This window comes from Deltaproteobacteria bacterium (assembly GCA_016218975.1).
Lineage (GTDB): Bacteria > Desulfobacterota > Deferrimicrobia > Deferrimicrobiales > Deferrimicrobiaceae > JAENIX01.
The window spans coordinates 1-19,646 of record JACRCO010000088.1; the positions used below are offsets into that span (position 1 = coordinate 1).

Consider the following 19,646-nt stretch of genomic DNA (forward strand, 5'->3'; position numbering starts at 1 on the left):
AATTTCTGGAAGGGTGGTACAATCCGCATCGCCGTCACTCCGGGGCGGGAAATCTCTCTCCCATGGAGTACGAAAGACAACATGCCGTCAACGCTTGAGACTCAAGTGCTCAACCGTCCACCAAACCGGGGGAACTCCACTGCTGGATAAACGGCATGGCGTTGACATCAAACCTCTCGCCGAAAATGTGTGCCGGGAATGTGGCCTTGCAGGTGATGAACTGGCTACTTAGAGACTGTATCGGTGGCGTCAAAATCGTCCGCCCGACCCGCTGGAGGTCGGTAGGTCTCAAGATCACAAATCCAAGATAACTCTTCCTATACTTCGAAAACCCGATACGCGTCCGTGGCGGAATGGCGCGCGAAAAAAAATGGATGCGAATACAGCGATGCGGATACCGCTTGAATGATTTGCTGTAGAATGCGGCAAATTCGTCCTGGTAGTCCTTGTCAACGTAGTCCTCTTCGAAAACAGCCGATTTGCAATTCAGAGGAGGACTCTTGAGCTGATTCAAAATAGTTACTATTGGCGTTAGATTACCGCTGTATGGTAATACGGCATTTACTAGGCGCCGATCGAATTCTTGTGTGGCGAATTCGGTTATCCTAAAAGCCTTCTTCATGGTAAGAAAAAGCCGCTGGCTCTCAACCTGAAGCCAGCGGCTTTTGACCCCTTTCCGAGCCTTGGGTTTGATTCTTAGTTACAGAAGCACCTGGTGCGCGGCCGCCTCCCGCGACTTAGCACGAGCATGCTCGTAGGCATCGACGTCCTTAGAAACGTTCTGAACCAGTTGAGTCCAAACGTGCGCCAAGTCGACGTCTTCCCACAATTTTTGGAGATCCTTCGGGGAGATGGGTTTCTTCTTTTTCCTCTTCGTACCGGACTTCATCCCTCCTCCTTTCCACCTTTCCACTTCAAACCGATGCCCTGTCGCGACCCTTCGCAGTATCAGGATGCCTTCCGCCAGTCGGGAGCGCCACGCATAACACAATTTATCGGCGTTGGCAACTTTTTCTTCAACCGGAAGACACTCTTACACTTCGGTAAGAGTGTGCCCGGACTGCGTCCGTTTAGCAATCATTCGTTCATGAATCGAATAATGCACAGGTGCGAGGCTTCGGAAGGAAGACTGTCTCTTCGCAGGACATAGCAGGGAGACTCCATATATAGTACGACGCCCCATGGGTTCCCACAACACCTTGATACACGGTCCTGTCTCGGTCGTCAAGAGGCAATTTATTATGGTATCCCGCACGTTTGCCCATCTGGCCAAAAAATAGCCCGAGGCGTACGGTGAGGCACGGCTAAGAATCCCTGGTGAACAAGCTATACCCCATCTCGGCCGATTCGTGGTTCCCCCATCCTCGCAGAGCCTTGCCTTCCTGTCGTTTAGACGAGCATTATGACAAGAAGTTCCCGAATTATCTGGTGAACGTAAACCTATTGTTGATTTATTCCGCCTCGTTGAGCCGTTCCCGGTATTGGACGAAGACTCACTCTTCGGGAATCGCCCCCTCTTTGTTGACGATGATCATGAAGGCCTTTGTCTGGCACTTCCTCCCAACCGGCACCGCACGCCATATTCCAAGGCCCGCTTGAACTCAAATCGAGGGTAATAGTCGTGATGGCCCAGCACAACCACGAACGAGCACACCGCGCTCGGCATTCGGACAAACCATTTCCTCCACAAGCCCGGGAGCCGATTCCCTTAGTCTTGGAGCGAAGGTGGAACGGCCATCGGTCCAAACCCCATCCCGTTGTGCTCTCTCACCTCCGACTCAAGGACAACGGGGCTGAAGAGGACTTTGCTCACGACGCGCTCATCCGGAACGGCGACCAAGGAGAGCAGACGGACGCAGGAGACGCGAAGTCTGTCGACGACCTCAGCCTCCATGAGCTGGCCGAACGCGTCCTCGTTCTGACAGCGGACGGCCAGGATATGGAGGTTTGTCCCTGCCAAGATCACGAGCGCGGAATCCTCTCAAAGAAAGCATCCGCGAGCCACTTTTGAGCCAGTCGGCCCGTTATTACTAATAAAGGGAACCTGGCGCGAAGCCATCATCGGGGACATTCCTGCACTTTCTTATTCCGGGATGCGGGAGAGGAGTGTCCCCGCCCGGCGATGGTGCCGAAGGGGGGACTCGACCGGCTCGCGCTCGGGCATCCATGCCCTCGCTCCGCCGGCGGCCGCGGCGCCTGACGCGGCCATCCGTGGCCGCTTTTCCTCCCTTTTCGGTCGCCGGCGCCTTGGAGTTCGAGTCCCCGCAGAGCACCAGTCGAAAAAAAAGGCGCCCAACTCTTCGCTGAGCGCCTTCAAAGTTTCGACTGGTGCCGAAGGGGGGACTCGACCGGCTCGCGCTCGGGCATCCATGCCCTCGCTCCGCCGGCGGCCGCGGCGCCTGACGCCGCCATCCATGGCGGCTTTTCCTCGCTTCTCGCTCGGCGGCGCCTTGGAGTTCGAGTCCCCATAAGCACCAGAAAATGAAAAAGGGAGCCTCGGTTTCAAGCCGAGCTCCCATGACATTTTCTGGTGCCGAAGGGGGGACTCGAACCCCCACGGGTTTCCCCACCACCCCCTCAAGATGGCGTGTCTACCAGGTTCCACCACTTCGGCACGCGAGGAAAAATAATGTTATCCGCCCTGCACACGAAAATCAATAGCCGGTAGATATGGATGCACAACATGCTTCCAAAATCCGTCCCGGCGCATTATCCTTTCTAATTATCCTTTTCCCGGGGGGGAGGGTATTTCCCAGATGGACACGAACGGAAATGAAGTGAAGCACACCGGTCTTTACCGCAACACCGTCAGTTTCTTCGGAGCCCTGATCTCGGCGGGCAGCGTCCTGTTGATGGTATTTGCGTTCGCCCTCGACATCAGCATGAAACGCCCGAGCCCATACATCGGGATATTCACTTACATGGTGTTCCCCGCCATATTCTCGGTGGGCGCGATTCTCTTCCTGTACGGCATGCGGAGGGAGAGCATCAGGCGGCGGCGGGCGCAGACCGACGAGGCGCTTCCATACCCGCGCGTGGACCTGAACGACCCCGTCCACCGCAGATGGTTCAGCTATATCGTTATGGGCGGGACGTTCCTCGCCATCCTGATGGCGTTCATAACCTACAACGCCTTCCTTTACTCCGAGTCCGTCTCGTTCTGCGGAACGCTCTGCCACACGGTGATGAAGCCCGAATACGAGGCGTACAAGGCGTCGCCTCATGCAAAGGTAAGCTGCGTGGACTGCCACGTCGGGCACGGCGCGTCCTGGTACGTGAAGGCCAAGCTGTCCGGCGCGCGGCAGGTCCTTGCCGTCCTCATGAAGAGTTATCCGACTCCGATCCCAACGCCCATCGAAAACCTGCGCCCGGCCCGCGAGACGTGCGAGGAGTGCCACTGGCCCGCGAAGTTCTTCGGGACCCAGCTCATGCAGATCCCGCATTTCCGATACGACGAGAAGAACACGCCCGAGCAGATCAGCATCGGGGTCAAAACGGGCGGCGGCAGTTCGGCGTTGGGCGGAACCGCCGGGATCCACTGGCACATGCTCATCGAGAACAAGGTCCAGTACGTGGCCATCGACCGGCAGAAGCAGGAGATCCCGCGCATCGAGGTTCGCCATACAGGCGGACGCGTGGAGGAGTACACGAGCCTCGATTACAAGGGGACCGAGGAGCAGCTCCGCTCGCTGCCCAGGGACGAAATGGACTGCATGGACTGCCACAACAGGCCGACGCACAACTTCGACCCGCCCGAGACGGCGGTGGACCGCGCGATGACTACGGGACTGATATCGCGCACGCTGCCCTGGGTCAAGAAAGTGGTGGTGGACGCCCTCGTCCGAGAATATCCCTCGCAGGAAAAGGCCCGCGAAGGGATCTTGTCGGAGATCGGGGATTTCTACGCGAAGCGTTACCCGGCCGTCTACAAGACTCGCGCCGCGGATATCGAAAGGGCCGTCTCCACCGCCGTGTCGATATACAACCGAAGCGTCTTCCCGGAAATGAAGGTCAACTGGAAGACTTACCCGTCCAACATCGGGCACCGGAACTGGCCCGGTTGCTTCCGATGCCACGACGGCCGTCACGTCTCGAAAACCGGGAAAGTCCTGACCATGGAGTGCAGCGTCTGCCATACGCAGCCCGCGCGGTCGCAGCTCATGCCCATAGGAACCGTCGTAACCGCGAGCAAGATGTCATGGCACCCGATCGAGCTGGCCGGCAAGCATAGCCGGATACTGTGCAACCGTTGCCACTCTGCGGGATATCGCCCGCCTGCGGATTGCGCCGAGTGCCACAAGATCGACGCGAAGGCGCCGATGATGAAGTCGATGAAGTGCGCCGAGTGCCACACCAAGGGTTTCGAGGCCAAGCCCGTCGCCGAGTGCAAGGACTGCCACGATTCCATTTCGGGCCTGCATCAGAAGGGGGGGCATTCGGAGTCCGCGTGCACGGATTGCCACAAGCCTCATTCATGGTCGATCAAGGGGCGGGAGCTTTGCCTCGAATGCCACAGCGACATGAAGGAACACAACAAGGCCGCCGGGGTCTGCACGAAGTGCCACGATTTCCGGGGGAAGAAGAAATAGACGGGCGATACGGGGACAGGGGGATGATGCGTGCAGCGGGAAGGAGCTTGCCCGCTCTCTAACGGTCGAGAAGTTTCGCGGGGCGGATCCCCTTGTCTCCGAACTTCTCCCGGATCCTGTCCACCGCCCGGTTGAGCTTTTCCTTCTTTTCACTCGAAGGTTGCGGCGGCGCAGACTCCTGCCGGCTCGAGCCGTCTCTTCCCCCCTGCGGTCCGCCGAAGAGGGTCAGTTGTTCATGCTTGCCGCCGGACCTGTTCTCCTCGTCTCCCGAAAGCCGGGAAAGTGAAATGCCGAGCAGCCGTACCGGCCGTTTCCCCGCCTCGGTCTTTCCGAGCAGCGGCAGGACGCTCCGGTAGATTTCTGCCCCGTCGTCGGTCGCCCGGTCCCTCGTCACGCTACGCGTGACGAGGGTAAAATCGCAGTACTTCACCTTCAGCGTGATCGTTTTACCTTTCGCTTCATGGCGCCGCAACCGTGATGCTACCCGTGTTGCGAGGGAAAACAGCTCATTTTCAATGGACCCGATGTCGACCAGGTCTTCCGGGTACGTTTCCTCGTGCCCCACGGATTTCGCTTCAACCTCCGGTTCCACCTCGCGGTCGTCGATTCCCTGGGCCAGCAAGTGCAACTGTGCGCCGTGCATTCCGAACTTCCTTGCAAGCGTCTCCCTCGGGATGCGGCTCAACTCTCCTATGGTCCGGACGCCCATCCGGTGAAACGCCTCCCCGGTGACCTTCCCCACTCCCCAGAGCTTTTCCACCGGGAGGGGCGCAAGGAACGCCTTTTCCTTTCCGGAAGGGACGACGGTGAGGCCGTCGGGCTTGTTCATGTCGGAGGCTATCTTCGCAAGCAGCTTGTTGGATGCGACGCCCGCCGAGACGGTGAGCCCCGTCTCCTCGCGGACGGATGAGCGGATCTTCCCTGCGATTTCCACCGGCGTTCCGAACAGGCGGACTGAGTCCGTCACGTCCAGGAACGCCTCGTCTATGGAAAGGGCCTCGACGAGAGGGGTGAATCTCCGGTAGACGTCGAACACCATGCCGGAAAACTCCTTGTATCGTTCCATGCGCAGCGAAAGAAAGATGCCTTGCGGGCACAGACGCCTGGCGGTCGCCGTGGGCTGGGCCGAATGGACCCCGAATTTCCTCGCTTCGTAGGAAGCGGCGCAGACGACCCCCCTCCTCTCGCTGCCGCCGACGATGACCGGTTTCCCTTTCAGGGAAGGATCGTCCAGGGTCTCTACGGAAGCGTAGAATGCGTCCAGGTCCAGGTGGATTATGCGGCGCAGGCGGGAGGGAATCACGGGAGGACCTGGCCTTTCACATGTCGGTCCCCGCCTTGTAGGAGCTGCGCACTAGCGGGCCCGACGCTACTCGTGAGAACCCCATTTTTTTCGCCGTCTCGGCATAATCGCGAAACGCTTCTATCGGCAGGTATTCCTTCGCCGGCGGATGGTTCCTGGACGGCGGAAGGTACTGGCCCAGCGTGACGGAGCGGGCCCCCGCGGCATGGAGGTCCTCCAGGACGGAGTACACCTCTTCGCGGGTCTCGCCGAGCCCCACCATCAGCCCCGACTTCAATTCCATTCGCGGGGACATCATGTGCGCCCTTGCAAGAAGCTCCAGAGACCGGACGTATACCGCTCCCTTGCGAAACTCCGGGTAGAGGCGGGGAACGGTCTCCATGTTGTGGCCAAGGACGTTCGGCCGCGCCGATATCACTTTCCTCAGGGCATCCCAGTTTCCGCCGAAATCGGGGATCAGGAGCTCTACGGCGGAATCGGGCGCCCGTGTCCGGATCTCCTTCACAACGGCCACGAACTGGGACGCTCCGCCGTCCGGAAGATCGTCGCGCGAAACGGAAGTCACGACTATGTGCTTCCACCCCAGTTCCACCGCCGCCCACGCGACTCTTCCCGGTTCGTACGGATCCGGTGGCGCGGGGATGCCCGCCCCCACGCTGCAGAAGGCGCATGCGCGCGTGCACGCCTCCCCCAGTATGAGCACCGTGGCGGTCCCTTCCTCCCAGCACTCGCCCATGTTGGGGCATCGCGCGTCCCGGCACACTGTGCGCAGACCGTAACGGCGCAGCACCTCGGCGACCTTCTCCACTTTCTCGCCCGACGGGGCGCGCACCTTGAGCCACGGGGGACGCTGGGGAGGGATGGGGGCTTTCATGAAAATCCCCGCAGGTGTTTTTCGCAGGCGAAAGCAACCGACTGCCGGATCGTATCCATGGGCAGATCCCTTCCGGCCACGTCCCTTATGGAAGTCGCCTCGCGCCCTTTCAATCCGCACAGGTGGATCCGCCGGAAATAGGAAAGGTCGGTATCCACGTTAAGTGCGAATCCGTGGTAGGTGACCCATCTTCGCACGCCGATCCCGATCGACGCGATTTTCCTGTCCTCCACCCATACTCCCGTCAGTCCTTCGATGCGGCGACCTCGAATGCCGAATTCCGACAGCGCCTCGATCAACGCACCTTCGACGCCGCGGACGAACCGGTGGACATCGGGTTTCGACAGCCGGACTATCGGGTATCCGACCAGCTGTCCCGGCCCGTGATACGTTATGTCCCCGCCGCGGGAAACCCGTTCGACGGAAATCCCCTCGCGGTTCAGGGTTTCGGCGGAAACCAGCAGGTTGCTCTCGCTGCCGACCCGGCCGATCGTGTAGACATGCGGGTGCGTCAGGAGAAGGAGGGTGTCGGGGATTTCGCCGGAAGCCCGCATCTCGACGCATTCCATTTGCACCTGCAGCGCCTTGCGGTATTCCAGGTGTCCGAGCCAGGACGATTCCATCCTCCCCTTCCATAGACCGCATTTCTCACCATGCTTCTGCTGCGGCGGCGGATACGGGCTAAAGGGAATACTCACCCCCTTCAAGTATCTCACGAACGCGGTACAGGAACCCGTTTCCGATCACGCCGTCGATGATACGGTGGTCGTACCCCAGCGTAAGGTACATCATCGGCCGTATGACGATCGCTTCCTCTCCGTCCGCCTCCACGACGACGGGCCGCTTCACGATCTGGCCGATCCGCAGGATGCCGACCTGCGGCTGGTTGATGATCGGCGTCCCGAAGAGATTCCCCTTCGGCCCCGGGTTGGTGACGGTGAACGTCCCGCCGGCCATTTCGTCCGGCATGATCCTGTGAGCCTTCGAGCGGGATGCGAAATCCTCGACGGCGCCGCCGATCTCCACGAGGCTCTTCCTGTCCGCATCGCGGATTACCGGTACGACGAGCCCGCGGTCCGTGTCGACCGCCACACCGATGTGGATGGACTTGTGCAGGACGGAGGATTCTCCTGCCACCGAAGCGTTCATTACCGGGAATTCCTTGAGCGCCCTTGCGGCCGCGTAAATCACGAAAGGAAGGAACGTCAGCGACACCCCCTCATTCCTTTTCGCCTCGCGGAAGGCGACCACCAGGTGCATGTCCACCTCGGCGACCGTGTGCACGTGCGGCGATGTGCGCTTGCTCATCACCATGTGCTCGGCGATCCTCTTGCGTATCGGCGTGAACGGGATGACCTGGTCCTCCCCGGCTGCCGTGGCGACGGGCTTTTCGGCTTCCGCGGGGCGGGGAGCGCGGGCCTCCGGCGGCGAAGGAACGGCCGGTTTCTCCTGCGGCGGCCGGACGGCGGGGGGTTTTCCTGCGAGATAATCCTCGAGGTCCTTTTTCGTCACACGTCCGTCGATCCCGGTCCCGGATAATTTCGTGATGTCGATGCCGTGCTCGGCGGCAATCCGGGCCACTACGGGGGAAATCCGCATCCGGGGAGGGCCGGACGGCGGCTGGGGCGGAGGTGGGGCGCCGGGTTCGACCCGGGGCGGCTGCGGAAGAGGCGGACCGGTCTTGCGGGCCATCGCGCCGGGGAAGCCCTCCGTCTCTTCATCCCATGGGGCCCTCTCCGGCGGAGCCTGGGGAGGAGGCGCGGCGGCGGCCGCTTCGGTCTCGATCCTCGCGATGGCGGCGAGGATCGGCACGGTGTCGCCTTCCTTCGCCAGTATTTCAACGATCGTTCCGGCAACCGGAGAAGGGATCTCCGCGTCCACCTTGTCGGTCGAAATCTCGACGAGCGCCTGATCCTTCGCGACCGTGTCCCCCGCCTTGACCAGCCACTTGGCGATCACTCCTTCCACCACGCTTTCCCCGAGCTGGGGCATGACCACGTCGACGCGCATTTCGCGATCCCCTTTCGACTTCAGTAGGAAGCGAGCTTCCGTATCGCCTCGGCTATCTTTTCCTGGTTCGGCAGGATGTACTCCTCCATCGGCGCCGCGAAGGCGTTGTGGGTGTCCATGGATGCGACACGCAGGACCGGCCCGTCCAGGTATTCGAACAACTCCTCGGCGATGCGGGCGGCTATCTCCCCCCCGATTCCGCCGGTCCGCCGCGCTTCGTGCACGATGAGCGCTTTCCCGGTCTTCGCCACCGATGCGCGGATGGTCGCCCAGTCGAGCGGCAGAAGGGTCCGCAGGTCTATCACCTCGATGTCTATCTCCCCGGCCATGTCCCTTGCCGCCTTGATCACCGCGTGGACGGGAGATCCGTACGAGATTGCGGTCAGGTCCCTCCCCTCCTTCCTCAGGGCCGCTTTCCCGATGGGCACGAGGTATTCCGAATCGGGGAGGTCTTCCTTGATTCTCCGGTAGAGGAACTTGTGCTCCAGGTAAATGACGGGGTCGTCGTCGCGGATGGCGCTTTTCAGCAGCCCTTTCGCGTCGTACGCCGTCGCGGGAGCCACGATCTTCAGGCCCGGGACGTGGAAGAACCATGCCTCCGGGTTCTGGGAGTGGTAGATCCCGCCGTGAACCCCGCCGCCGCACGGCCCCCGCACCACGATGGGACAGGCGGTCTGCCCGCCGTGCCTGTACCTGAGAGTGGCCGCCATGTTCACGATCTGGTCGAAGCCGCACGAGATGAAGTCGATGAACTGCATCTCGAGTATCGGACGCATCCCCTGGATGGCAAGGCCGACCCCCGCGCCGACAATGAGCGACTCGGCGATGGGAGTGTCCACAACGCGCTCCTTGCCGAACTTCGCAAGGAGCCCGTCCGTCGCCTTGAAGGCTCCGCCAAGGACTCCGACGTCTTCGCCGAGCAGCAGAACGTTTTCGTCCCGCGCCATCTCCTCGTGCATCGCCTGGTTGATCGCCTGTATGTAGGTGGCAGGCATTCAATCCTCCTCGACCGGCGTCGCGTAGAGGTCCTCCATCGCTTCCGTGCCCTCCGGCCACGGGCTCGCCTCCGCGAACGCCAGGGCCTCGTCGACGACCTTCTTCACCCGTTCCGTCGTCTCCGCGCGGATGGCGGCGACGTCGTACTTCCGTTTCCCCATGTAGACCTCCCAGCGCTCGATGGGATCGCGGCTCTCCCAGGTGATCAGCTCTTCCTCGCTGCGGTATGCCGCCCCGTCGTGCTCCGAGTGGCCGTGGTACCGGTAGGTCTTGCACTCCAGGAAGGTCGGACCTTCACCGTTCCTTGCCCGGTCGATCGCCTTTTTCGCCGCCTTCATCACCGAATGCAGGTCGTTCCCGGAGCAGACATCCCCCCTGAACCCGTATCCGGGTCCCCTGTCCGCCACGTCCTCGACCGCGAACTGGAGCTCGTTAGGGGTGGAATATGCGTAGAAATTGTTTTCGCACACGAAGACCACGGGCAGCTTGTAGATACCCGCGAAGTTCATCGCTTCGTGGACGTCGCCCCGGGAGCTTGCCCCCTCGCCGAAGAAGGCGATCGCCACCCGGTCCTCCTTCTTTATCCTGAACTTGTAGGCGGTTCCGACCGCGACCGGAAGCGTCGAGCCCAGCATCGAGGTCGCGCCGAAGATGCAGTGCGAGAAGTCTCCCCCGTGAAGGAAGGAATCCTTCCCCTTGGCGAACCCGTCCCTCCTGCCGAAGATCTGGGCCATCAACCTTTTCGGGTCGGCCCCTTTCACGAGGAACGCGCCGAGGTCGCGGTGCAGGGGGAAGATCCAGTCGTCCGGCCGAAGATCGTGGCAGATCCCGACCACGATGGCCTCCTGCCCCTTGCCGGAATATATACCCCCCTGGATCTTCCCCTGCTTGTCCAGCGTGGATATCCTGTCCTCGTACTCCCGGATGAGGCGAAGCCAGAAATAGAGTTCCCGCTCCTTCTGCTCGGTCATGCCTCTTTTCGCCTCCTTAAATATCGATCGCTTCGCCGCCCAGCATCAGGGCCGCTTCCCGTATAGCCTCCGGCAGCGTCGGATGAGGATGCACCGTCCTGCCTATCTCGCGGAACGTGGCCTCGACCGTCCGCGCGAGGGATATTTCCGATATGAGATCCGGCGCTCCGTCCCCGATGATATGGCAGCCGACCACTTCGCCGTACCTCTCCTCCGCGACCATCTTGACGAAACCTTCGGTGTGGCCGGACGCGACCGACCGGCCAAGCGCCGAGAACGGGAACTTGGATGTTTTCACCGCCATGCCGCGGCGCCGCGCCTCCTCCTCCGACAGCCCGATCGTCGCAACCTCGGGCCTGCAGTAGATGCACGAGGGAATCCTGTCGGGGTCGGGCCTCTTCGCCCCCATCCCGGCCATCATCTCCACGGCCGCCGCTCCTTCGGCGGACGCCTCGTGGGCGAGCAGCATCCCTCCGATCACGTCGCCTATGGCATGGATGGACGGGCACGCGGTCCGGAACGCAGAGTCCACCTTTATGAATCCGCGGTCCAGCTCCACCCCGCAGGCTTCAAGCCCCAGTCCTTCCGTGAGCGGCTTTCGTCCCACCGCGACCAGGATCTTGTCCGCCGGGAGCTTTTCCTCCGCCCCGCCGGCGGAAACCGCAAGCGCGCCGCTCGCATCGTCGATCCCTTTCGCCGAGGCGGACGTCAACACGCGGATCCCCTGCTTCCGGAACGATTTCGCCAGTTCGACAGCCACCTCCCGGTCGACGCGCGGCAGAAGCTGGTCCATCATTTCGACGACGGTCACCTCGGCCCCGAAGGTGCGGTAGATGTAAGCGAATTCCACGCCCACGGCGCCGCCGCCCAGGACGGTCACGGACCGTGGAAGCGTTTCCTGGATGAGCGCATCGTCGCTGGTGAGGATGTTCTTCCCGTCGGGCTCGATCCCCGGCAAACCCTTCACCGCCGTGCCCGTTGCGACCAGGATGCGCCCCGTCTCCAATTCGTCGCCGCCGACGCGCACCGTCGTGGGAGATGCGATCGTCGCGTTTCCCGCGAAGAGCTCGATGCCGTTTTTCCGGAAAAGGAATGAGACTCCGCGGGACATCCGCTCCGCCACCTTTCGGCTTCGCCGGATCACTTCCCCGAAATCCGCCGAGAGCCCCCGGCAGGAGATCCCGTACGCTGCGGCGTTCGCCATATCCTGGTAGAGGCAGGCGCACTTGAGTATGGCCTTGGAAGGGATGCATCCCAGGTTGACGCAAACGCCGCCGGGGCGGTCCCGTTCCACCACCGCTACCCGCATCCCGAGCTGCGCCCCGCGGATTGCGGCCACGTACCCGCCGGGCCCCGCGCCGATCACCACCAGATCGAAACGCTTCATCGCACCCTCACTCCGGCGCCGGCGCTTCGAGCAGCCGGATAACGTCGTTCATGAACCGCGTGGCCGTACCCCCGTCGATCAACCGGTGATCGAAGGAAAGGCTCAAGTACATCATGTCGCGCGCAACGACCTCTCCTTCGCGCACGACGGGCCTTCGCACGATCTTGTGCACGCCGAGAATGGCCGCCTCCGGCACGTTTATCACCGGATAGCTGAACAAGCCGCCGATCGAACCGACGCTCGTCACGGTGAATGTGCTTCCCGTGACGTCGGAGAGGGAGAGCTTTTCGGCACGGGCGGCCTCCGCCAGCCGCTCTATTTCGCGGGCCAGTTCCACGATGGTTTTCTCTCCCGCGTCGCGGATGACGGGAACGACAAGCCCGCTCTCGGCGTCCACCGCCATTCCCATGTTGTACTCCTTTTTCCGCACGATTTCGCCGCGTTCCTCGTCGAGAGAAGCGTTCATGGCGGGATGGGTCCGCAGGGCGGTCACGACCGCCTGGATGATGAACGGCAGCACCGTGATCTTCACCCCTTCGCGCTCCCCTATCTCGCGCAACGATCCCCGCATCGCCAGGAGATTCGTGGCATCCGCTTCGTCGACGAGGAGCGCATGCGGTACAGTGGTCTTGGATAAGACCATTTTCCTCGCCGCCATCTTGCGCCTTCCCCGGAAGGGAATGCGATCCTCCCGCCCTTCCGGGCCGCCGCCGGGAGCGGACGCCGCTGCTGCTTTCCGGATATCGTCTTCCGTTACGCGGCCGGACGGGCCGGTGCCGGAAATCCGCGAGAGATCCACCCCGAGGTCTTTCGCCAGTTTCCGTACGGCCGGGGTGGCGAGCACGTCACCTTCATGGGGGGGATGCCCGGCTGGCGCCGCCGGATGCACGGTTGCAGATGGCGGTTCGGCGGACTTCTCCGGAACGGACGGCCGGGCCGCCTCCGCCTCCGTTTCGATGAGGGCGATGACCTCGCCCACTTTCACTATCCGGCCGGGCCGGGCGAGTATCCGGGACAAAACGCCCTTCACGGGCGAGGGAATCTCGATATTGGCCTTGTCGGTCAAAACCTCGACCAGGAGATCGTCCTCCCGGACGGCGGCCCCTTCGGCGACAAGCCAGCGGACGATTTCCCCCTCGGCAACCCCTTCTCCTACGTCGGGAAGCCGGAGCTCAAACGCCATACGGGCACCTCTTCACGAAGGATCCGCTACCGTTCCGAACTCCATATTCCAACATACGGATGACCCCTGGCGGAAATCCGCTTCAAAATATTGCGGATTTTCAGGGCTTGATCATGACCATCTTGATATTGGTCATCTCTTCCACGGCGAACCGGACTCCTTCCCGCCCCAGTCCGCTCATCTTGTTCCCCCCGTACGGCATGTGGTCGACCCGGAAGATCGATGTGTCGTTGATCATGACTCCGCCGACGTTGATCCGCTCGATCGCGTGCATCGCCTTCCGCAGGTCGTTCGTGTAGACGCCCGCCTGGAGGCCGTACGGGGAATCCTCCACCATCCGCACCGCGTCCTCGAACGATTCGTATTCGTAAAGCGAGACCAGCGGAGCGAACGCCTCCTGGCACATTACTTTCATCTCGGCGCGAACGCCTGCAAGGATCGTGGGGTACATGACCCGGCCCACGCGGTTTCCCCCGACGAGGACCTTCGCACCCTCGGCGACCGCTTCCCCGATCCACGACTCAGCCCTCTTCGCCTCCCCCTCGTCGATCATGGGCCCGACGTCGCAATCCTTCTCCAGCGGGTTGCAGACTTTAAGCCTCTTCGTAGCCTCGACGAACCTCTTCGTGAACTCTCCGGCGATCGCCTTGTGGAGGTAGAGCCGCTGGAGGGATATGCAGACCTGCCCCGAGTTGGCGAAAGCGCTGACGACGCACCGCGGGACCGCGTCGTCGAGGTTCGCGTCCGGCTCGACTATCGTCCCGGAGTTGTTCCCCAATTCCATCGTTACCTTTTTAAGGCCCGCTTTCTTCAGGATCGCCTCGCCGACGGGAGGGCTCCCGGTAAAGGAGATCTTCCCGACCCGCGGATCGGTAACTATCCAGTCTCCGACGGTCCCCCCGGATCCGACGACCACGTTGAAGGCTCCCGCGGGGACCCCCGCCTCCTCCAGTATTTCACCGAGCAGGATGGCGGTCAGGGGAGTGGTGGAGGCGGGCTTGAGGACCATGGTGTTACCCGCGGCGAGCCCCGGTCCCACCTTGTGCGCCACGAGGTTCAAGGGGAAGTTGAACGGCGTGATCGCCGCCACGACACCGACAGGGCAGCGCAGGTAGAACCCGACCCTGCCCTCTCCGGCGGTGCTGGCATCCATCGGCACCGTTTCTCCGTGGACCCGCTTCGCCTCTTCGGCCGAGAACTGGAACGTTTCCACCGCGCGGGCGACCTCTCCCATGGAATATTTCCAGGCCTTTCCCGCCTCCCGGCATATGGTCGACGCGATTTCCTCCTGGCGCTTCGCCAGAAGATTCGCCGCTTTCTCCAGTATCCTGAACCGGCGGTGGGCCGGTGTCTTCGACCACCCCGGGAACGCATCCCGGGCGGCGCCGATCGCCTGCCCCACCATTTCCCGCGTGGCAACCGGCACCTCGCCGATCGCCTCTCCGGTGTACTTGTCGATGACAGTCATCTTATCCTTGCCGTCCGTCCACTTGCCGGCGATAAACAGACGGTAAGGCTTCGCCGCGACTTCTCCCGCCATGGTCTCGCTCCTCCTTTTCACCGTCGGTTTTTTCCCTGTCAGAAATTCATCGCTGCCCGGACCGCGTCAAGGACCCTGCGCGCATCGGGGATATAGAGTTTTTCCAGCGCATACGGGAACGGCGTATCGAAGCCGGTCACCCGCTGGACGGGGGCCTTAAGGTGCAGGAACGCCTTTTCCTGGATCAATGCAGCGAGTTCCGCGCCGAACCCGCACGTACGGGGCGCTTCGTGAAGGACGACCGCGCGCCCTGTCAATTCCACCGATTGCACAACCGCATCGATGTCCAGGGGCCAGAGGGTCCGAAGATCGATCACGTCCACCCCGATTCCTTCCTCCGCCGCAATCGCCGCCGCCTCTTCGGCCACATGCACCGTCGCGCCGTAGGTAATCAGGGATACGTCTTCACCGGATCGGACGCTCCGCGCCTTCCCGAGCGGCACGACGAAGTCCCCTTCGGGCACGTCCCCCTTGACGGTCCGGTAAAGCGCTTTCGGTTCGAGAAAGATCACGGGATCGGGATCGCGCATCGCCGCGGCAAGCATTCCCTTGCCGTCCGCGGGCGTCGACGGCATCGCGACCTTGAGTCCCGCGGTGTGGATGAAGTACGCCTCGGGGCTCTGCGAATGGTAGTGCCCCCCCTTGATCCCTCCGCCCGAGGGGGTCCTGACTACGACCGGCGCGGGAAATTGTCCCGCGGAGCGGTACCGGAACTTGGCCAGCTCCGACACGATCTGGTCGAAGGCCGGATAGATGAAATCCGCGAACTGGATCTCCGCGACCGGGCGGAGACCGTTCAGCGCCATGCCGATGGCCATCCCCACGATTCCCGCCTCCGCAAGCGGCGTGTCGATCACCCGGGCCGGTCCGAACCGCGCCCACAGCCCTTCCGTGGCGCGGAACACTCCGCCGTTCTTCCCGATGTCCTCTCCGAGGAGGACGACCCGGGGATCGCGCTCCATCTCCACGGCAAGCGCATCGTGGATCGCCTGGACGAACGTCATCGTCGCCATTGCATCACCTCCCGCCGGGTTGCCGGAGCCATTCACGCTGCTCCGACAGATGCCACGGCATCTCGGCGTAGACGTCCTCCACCATGCTTTCCGGGGGGACGGGGGGTGCGGATTCGCACTCCGCGACCGCCCGCCGGACTTCCTCCCTCGCTTCTTCGGCGATTGTTTCCTCGAACGCGTCGTCCAGGAGGCCGAGACTCCGGAGATGGGATGCGAACCTGGCTACGGGGTCCTTCTTCCGCCACGCTTCCACCTCCTCGGCGGACCGGTAGCGGGTCGGGTCGTCCGATGTGGAGTGAGCGCCCATCCTGTAGGTCACCGCTTCGATCAGCGTGGGGCCGCCTCCCCCTCGCGCCAGCTCCAGGGCGTCCAGGGTCACCCTGTACACCGCGAGGACGTCGTTCCCGTCCACCCGGATGCCGCGAAATCCGTAGGCCGCGGCTTTCGCCGCGATCGAGCCGGTTGCGGTCTGCCTCGATACGGGAACGGATATCGCGTACTGGTTGTTGCTGCAGAAAAAGACATTCGGAGTCCGGAATACGCCGGCGAAGTTCATTGCCACGTGAAATTCGCCCGTGGAGCTTCCGCCGTCGCCGAAGTAGGCGATGAAGGCGTCCTTCTCCCCTCGCATTTTGGCGGCATAGGCCGCCCCCACCGCCTGCGGTAGCTGGGTAGCCACCGGGGATGAAACAGATACGATGCGCCTGGATCGGTCGCACCAATGATTCGGCATCTGCCTACCCTTGGTCGCGTCCAGCCGGTTGCCGAAAAGCTGCGCAATAAGCGAGGAAAGCGGATATCCGTGAAGCAGGGCGACGCCCTGGTCCCTGTAGGAGGGAAACACCCAGTCCCCGGGCTTAAGGGCGAAGCCCGAGCCTATTTCCGACGCCTCCTGCCCCGCGGCGCCGATGTAAAAACCGATACGTCCCGCCCTCTGGAGATTGAGCGCCTTCTCGTCCAGGGCGCGGAGGAACACCATTTTGCGAAACAGGAACCGGAGGGTTTCGCCGTCGAGCCCGGGATCAAGTCCGGGATCGACCGATCCGTCGTCGCGAAGCGCCACCGTCAGCTGCTGATCCATGCCGGCCTCCATCGCTAAACCGAACCGACGATTTACCGCGCTCCTTCTATTCCGATGAGTCAAGCGGGAGCAGGATTCATTCCTCCTCTTCTTCCGGCGTAACCTTCTTCCGTCACGCGCCCTTTTCCGCCGTTTTCTTCGGGTCGGGGATGGCCCTGGATGGTTTCGGCATGACTCCCCTCTCCTTGACCTTCGGGATCCGTATAACGATCGGTTCTTTTCTCCGCGGCATCCAGGCTCACCTGCTCCTGATAACGCCCTTTGACTGAAAATCCTTTATTTGCGCCTCATTATACCCAATTCCCAAAAGAATCGCCTCATCGTGCTCGCCAAGCATGGGCGCTCTGCGAGGGGCAGCATCCTCTTCACCGGCAACCTTGATCGGCAGCCCAAGCTGCCGCTCTTTACCGCCCAGAGGCGATTCCACATCTATAACCATCCGACGGGCGGCTGCATTGGGGTGGGAAAGCGCCTCCGACAGAGACAGCACCGGAGAAAGACAGATGTCGTGCTCCCGGAAGAATTCCACCCATTCGTCCCTGCCTTTCGACCCGAAGACCTTCGAAAGATCGTCGCGTGTTCGTTCCGCTTCAGCCCCCTCGGCATATTGCGACCCGAGAAGGTCCTCGCGGCGAAGCGCCTTCAACATCCTTTCCCAAAACCACCCTTCCAGGGGGCCGACGCTCACGTACCGGCCGTCGGCGCACCGGTACGTTTCGTAGCAGACGTATTTTCCGGTGTAGTTCATCGCGCCGCGTTCGGGCTCGCTTCCTCCCGTCAAAAGGTCGGCGGCGTGGATCGACAGCATGGCCATGGCTCCGTCGGTCATCGAAAGGTCCAGCCATCTCCCCCGTCCGGTGCGCTGCCGGGCGTGCAGCGCCATCAATATCCCCGACAGCGACATCATCGCTCCTCCGAACAGATCGCCGATCTGCACCGGGGGAATCGCAGGCGGACCGTCCTTCCTGCCGCACAGCCCGAGAACGCCCGCATAGGAAATGTAATTGATGTCATGCCCCGCGACGCTGCGAAGCGGGCCTGTCTGGCCGTATCCCGACAGAGAGCAATACACGAGTTTCGGATTCAGCGCCGACAGGGTTTCGTAGTCCACGCCGAGCCGGGCGGCAACGCCCGGCCGGAACCCTTCCATGACGACATCGGCATCAGCGGCCAGTTTTCGAAAGATCTCCTTTCCCTCGACCGATTTGAGGTTAAGCGTCAGGCTCCGCTTCCCCCGATTCAGGTACCGGTCGGCGGGAGAGGTTCCCGCTTCCTCCCTGGAGTGCGGATTGCGCGCCCGGGGGTTCGGCTCGTCCACCTTGATCACGTCCGCTCCGTGATCGGCCATCACCATGGTGCAAAATGGGCCGGGCAGCTGCAACGACAGGTCCAGAACGCGGATACCGGCAAGCATCGACATCCCTTCGTCTCCCCCCGGCTGATTCTTGTGCTATCGTATTCGACGGTATGGAAAAGGGGCTTCCGATCTCCGCGGCCCGGGCGGTCTTCCTGTCCGACGCCCACCTGAACCAGGACGATGTCCACTCCAGGAACTTCGTCGCGCTCGCCGGGAACGCCGCCGCCGAAAACGCCGCCGTATTCCTGCTGGGCGACGTGTTCGACCTGTGGTTCGGAAGCTCCGGCCTCACCTTCCAATTCCAGAAACCCATAGTTTCGCGCCTGCGCGAGCTGCGCGCCGGAGGCCTTCGTCTATATTACGTGGAGGGAAACCGCGATTTCTATCTGAAAAAATACCACGAGGGAAGCACTTTCGATTCGGTCGAAGAACTCGAGATGCCCGCATCCGTCGCAGGAAGGCGCCTCTACCTGTCGCACGGAGATGCCGTCAACCCGGCGGATACCGCCTACAGGTTCTGGAAAGCCGTTTCGAAAAACCGGCTCTCCTTCGGCGCCGTTTCGGCGCTCCCCTCGTCGCTCGTTCTTCCGCTGGCCGACTGGATGGAACGAAAGCTGAAAAAGACGAACCACCGGTTCCGCGGATCGTTTCCGGAAAAGGACTGCCGTGATTTCGCCATGCGGAAATTCGCCGCGGGGATGGATTACGTGATCCTGGGGCACTTCCATAACGAACGATTCTTCCGGTTTCCCCGGCCGGATAAGGAAAAGGCTCTCGTGGTGCTTCCGTCGTGGCGCGAGGGATGGCGCTATTTCTTCATCTCGGCGGAGGGAGATTCGGGTTTCCGCACGTACCACCCCGGCGAGAAGCTCGTCCCCTGACCGTGTTAACGCTTCCCGCCGATCGTCTTCCCCATAAGCACGGCGAATAATATTCCCGCGGCGGCCTCGACGAGGCCGAACAACACCGAGATGCGGTCCAGCCCAAGCCCCACAGGCATCAGTGCCCCGGCCAGCATACCCACGAGTCCCACGTTGGCCAGCCAGAACTGGACTTCCGCCCAGCCGATGCCGGTGACCCGCGGAAGCCCGAAGAACATGGTGGGAAGAAGCTTGAACCCGATGCCGTAGATCAGGAAGAGGACGAACCCGACGAGCAGCATATGGGTATGGACGAAGAGAAAGCCGTCGTTCCCGAATGCAAGCATCCCGACGCCCATGAGCAGCCCCAGGGAGAGATAGAAGAACGCGACCCGTATGTATCTCCGGCACAGCCGATTAAGGCGGTCCTGGATGGCGCGGTCCTGGACGGTCGGGTCGATCATCGCTTCCCTCTTCCTGCC

17 protein-coding genes and 1 tRNA gene are annotated in these 19,646 nt (G+C 62.1%); 2 read left to right on the forward strand and 16 right to left on the reverse strand.

Going from position 1 to position 19,646, the window contains the following annotated elements:
* Nucleotides 1-700: 700 nt before the first annotated feature.
* The 3 genes from HY896_12790 to HY896_12800 all read right to left on the reverse strand — a co-directional run bounded on the left by HY896_12790 (nt 701) and on the right by HY896_12800 (nt 2,614).
* Nucleotides 701-889, reverse strand: coding sequence for a hypothetical protein (locus HY896_12790; GenBank protein ID MBI5577222.1), 189 nt, complete (start codon nt 887-889; stop codon nt 701-703).
* Nucleotides 890-1,708: 819 nt separating this feature from the next.
* A complete protein-coding gene (locus HY896_12795; GenBank protein ID MBI5577223.1) occupies nt 1,709-1,966 on the reverse strand; it encodes a hypothetical protein in 258 nt (85 codons plus the stop codon).
* Between the two features lie 562 nt (nt 1,967-2,528).
* Nucleotides 2,529-2,614, reverse strand: a tRNA-Leu gene (locus HY896_12800).
* Between the two features lie 142 nt (nt 2,615-2,756).
* Here HY896_12800 and HY896_12805 point away from each other — a divergent pair.
* Nucleotides 2,757-4,589, forward strand: a complete 1,833-nt coding sequence (locus tag HY896_12805) for a NapC/NirT family cytochrome c (GenBank protein ID MBI5577224.1) — start codon at nt 2,757-2,759, stop codon at nt 4,587-4,589.
* 58 nt (nt 4,590-4,647) lie between these two features.
* On the opposite strand, the gene dinB is transcribed toward HY896_12805, so the two are convergent.
* The 12 genes from dinB to HY896_12865 all read right to left on the reverse strand — a co-directional run bounded on the left by dinB (nt 4,648) and on the right by HY896_12865 (nt 18,367).
* Nucleotides 4,648-5,877, reverse strand: a complete 1,230-nt coding sequence (dinB, locus tag HY896_12810; protein ID MBI5577225.1) for a DNA polymerase IV — start codon at nt 5,875-5,877, stop codon at nt 4,648-4,650.
* Between the two features lie 31 nt (nt 5,878-5,908).
* Complete coding sequence (lipA, locus tag HY896_12815; GenBank protein MBI5577226.1) at nt 5,909-6,766, reverse strand: lipoyl synthase; 858 nt, start codon at nt 6,764-6,766, stop codon at nt 5,909-5,911.
* Nucleotides 6,763-7,389: a lipoyl(octanoyl) transferase LipB gene (gene lipB, locus HY896_12820; protein ID MBI5577227.1), complete on the reverse strand. Its 627-nt coding sequence runs from the start codon at nt 7,387-7,389 to the stop codon at nt 6,763-6,765. The genes lipA and lipB overlap by 4 nt, the downstream gene beginning before the upstream one ends.
* A gap of 58 nt (nt 7,390-7,447) precedes the next feature.
* Nucleotides 7,448-8,776: a 2-oxo acid dehydrogenase subunit E2 gene (locus HY896_12825; protein MBI5577228.1), complete on the reverse strand. Its 1,329-nt coding sequence runs from the start codon at nt 8,774-8,776 to the stop codon at nt 7,448-7,450.
* Between the two features lie 20 nt (nt 8,777-8,796).
* Nucleotides 8,797-9,771 carry an alpha-ketoacid dehydrogenase subunit beta gene (locus tag HY896_12830; GenBank protein MBI5577229.1) on the reverse strand — a complete coding sequence of 325 codons (975 nt, stop codon included), beginning with the start codon at nt 9,769-9,771 and terminating at the stop codon, nt 8,797-8,799.
* Entirely contained in the window at nt 9,772-10,743 is a 972-nt protein-coding gene (locus HY896_12835) for a thiamine pyrophosphate-dependent dehydrogenase E1 component subunit alpha (GenBank protein ID MBI5577230.1), read from the reverse strand.
* 16 nt (nt 10,744-10,759) lie between these two features.
* Entirely contained in the window at nt 10,760-12,130 is a 1,371-nt protein-coding gene (gene lpdA / locus HY896_12840) for a dihydrolipoyl dehydrogenase (protein ID MBI5577231.1), read from the reverse strand.
* A gap of 7 nt (nt 12,131-12,137) precedes the next feature.
* On the reverse strand, nt 12,138-13,313 hold the full coding sequence (locus HY896_12845) for a 2-oxo acid dehydrogenase subunit E2 (GenBank protein MBI5577232.1): 1,176 nt from the start codon (nt 13,311-13,313) through the stop codon (nt 12,138-12,140).
* Between the two features lie 100 nt (nt 13,314-13,413).
* Entirely contained in the window at nt 13,414-14,853 is a 1,440-nt protein-coding gene (locus HY896_12850; GenBank protein MBI5577233.1) for an aldehyde dehydrogenase family protein, read from the reverse strand.
* Between the two features lie 38 nt (nt 14,854-14,891).
* Nucleotides 14,892-15,866: an alpha-ketoacid dehydrogenase subunit beta gene (locus tag HY896_12855; protein ID MBI5577234.1), complete on the reverse strand. Its 975-nt coding sequence runs from the start codon at nt 15,864-15,866 to the stop codon at nt 14,892-14,894.
* 4 nt (nt 15,867-15,870) lie between these two features.
* Nucleotides 15,871-16,947 (reverse strand): pyruvate dehydrogenase (acetyl-transferring) E1 component subunit alpha, encoded by a 1,077-nt coding sequence (gene pdhA / locus HY896_12860; protein ID MBI5577235.1) that lies wholly within the window; start codon nt 16,945-16,947, stop codon nt 15,871-15,873.
* Between the two features lie 238 nt (nt 16,948-17,185).
* Nucleotides 17,186-18,367, reverse strand: a complete 1,182-nt coding sequence (locus HY896_12865; protein MBI5577236.1) for a CoA transferase — start codon at nt 18,365-18,367, stop codon at nt 17,186-17,188.
* A 47-nt stretch (nt 18,368-18,414) separates the two neighbouring features.
* On the opposite strand from HY896_12865, the gene HY896_12870 reads away from it, so the two are divergent.
* Entirely contained in the window at nt 18,415-19,185 is a 771-nt protein-coding gene (locus HY896_12870) for a UDP-2,3-diacylglucosamine diphosphatase (protein MBI5577237.1), read from the forward strand.
* Between the two features lie 5 nt (nt 19,186-19,190).
* Here the strand turns inward: HY896_12870 and HY896_12875 are convergent, their stop codons facing one another.
* The gene (locus tag HY896_12875; protein ID MBI5577238.1) at nt 19,191-19,628 is read right to left on the reverse strand and encodes a hypothetical protein; all 438 of its coding nucleotides are present in this window, start codon (nt 19,626-19,628) and stop codon (nt 19,191-19,193) included.
* Between the last annotated feature and the right edge of the window lie 18 nt (nt 19,629-19,646).

Coding starts and splice junctions, on each gene's coding strand:
- HY896_12790 (MBI5577222.1), bottom strand. CDS start 889: ATGAAGTCCGGTACGAAGAGGAAAAAGAAGAAACCCATCTCCCCGAAG.
- HY896_12805 (MBI5577224.1), top strand. CDS start 2,757: ATGGACACGAACGGAAATGAAGTGAAGCACACCGGTCTTTACCGCAAC.
- lipA (MBI5577226.1), bottom strand. CDS start 6,766: ATGAAAGCCCCCATCCCTCCCCAGCGTCCCCCGTGGCTCAAGGTGCGC.
- lipB (MBI5577227.1), bottom strand. CDS start 7,389: ATGGAATCGTCCTGGCTCGGACACCTGGAATACCGCAAGGCGCTGCAG.
- HY896_12825 (MBI5577228.1), bottom strand. CDS start 8,776: ATGCGCGTCGACGTGGTCATGCCCCAGCTCGGGGAAAGCGTGGTGGAA.
- HY896_12830 (MBI5577229.1), bottom strand. CDS start 9,771: ATGCCTGCCACCTACATACAGGCGATCAACCAGGCGATGCACGAGGAG.
- HY896_12835 (MBI5577230.1), bottom strand. CDS start 10,743: ATGACCGAGCAGAAGGAGCGGGAACTCTATTTCTGGCTTCGCCTCATC.
- lpdA (MBI5577231.1), bottom strand. CDS start 12,130: ATGAAGCGTTTCGATCTGGTGGTGATCGGCGCGGGGCCCGGCGGGTAC.
- HY896_12845 (MBI5577232.1), bottom strand. CDS start 13,313: ATGGCGTTTGAGCTCCGGCTTCCCGACGTAGGAGAAGGGGTTGCCGAG.
- HY896_12850 (MBI5577233.1), bottom strand. CDS start 14,853: ATGGCGGGAGAAGTCGCGGCGAAGCCTTACCGTCTGTTTATCGCCGGC.
- HY896_12855 (MBI5577234.1), bottom strand. CDS start 15,866: ATGGCGACGATGACGTTCGTCCAGGCGATCCACGATGCGCTTGCCGTG.
- pdhA (MBI5577235.1), bottom strand. CDS start 16,947: ATGGATCAGCAGCTGACGGTGGCGCTTCGCGACGACGGATCGGTCGAT.
- HY896_12865 (MBI5577236.1), bottom strand. CDS start 18,367: ATGTCGATGCTTGCCGGTATCCGCGTTCTGGACCTGTCGTTGCAGCTG.
- HY896_12870 (MBI5577237.1), top strand. CDS start 18,415: ATGGAAAAGGGGCTTCCGATCTCCGCGGCCCGGGCGGTCTTCCTGTCC.
- HY896_12875 (MBI5577238.1), bottom strand. CDS start 19,628: ATGATCGACCCGACCGTCCAGGACCGCGCCATCCAGGACCGCCTTAAT.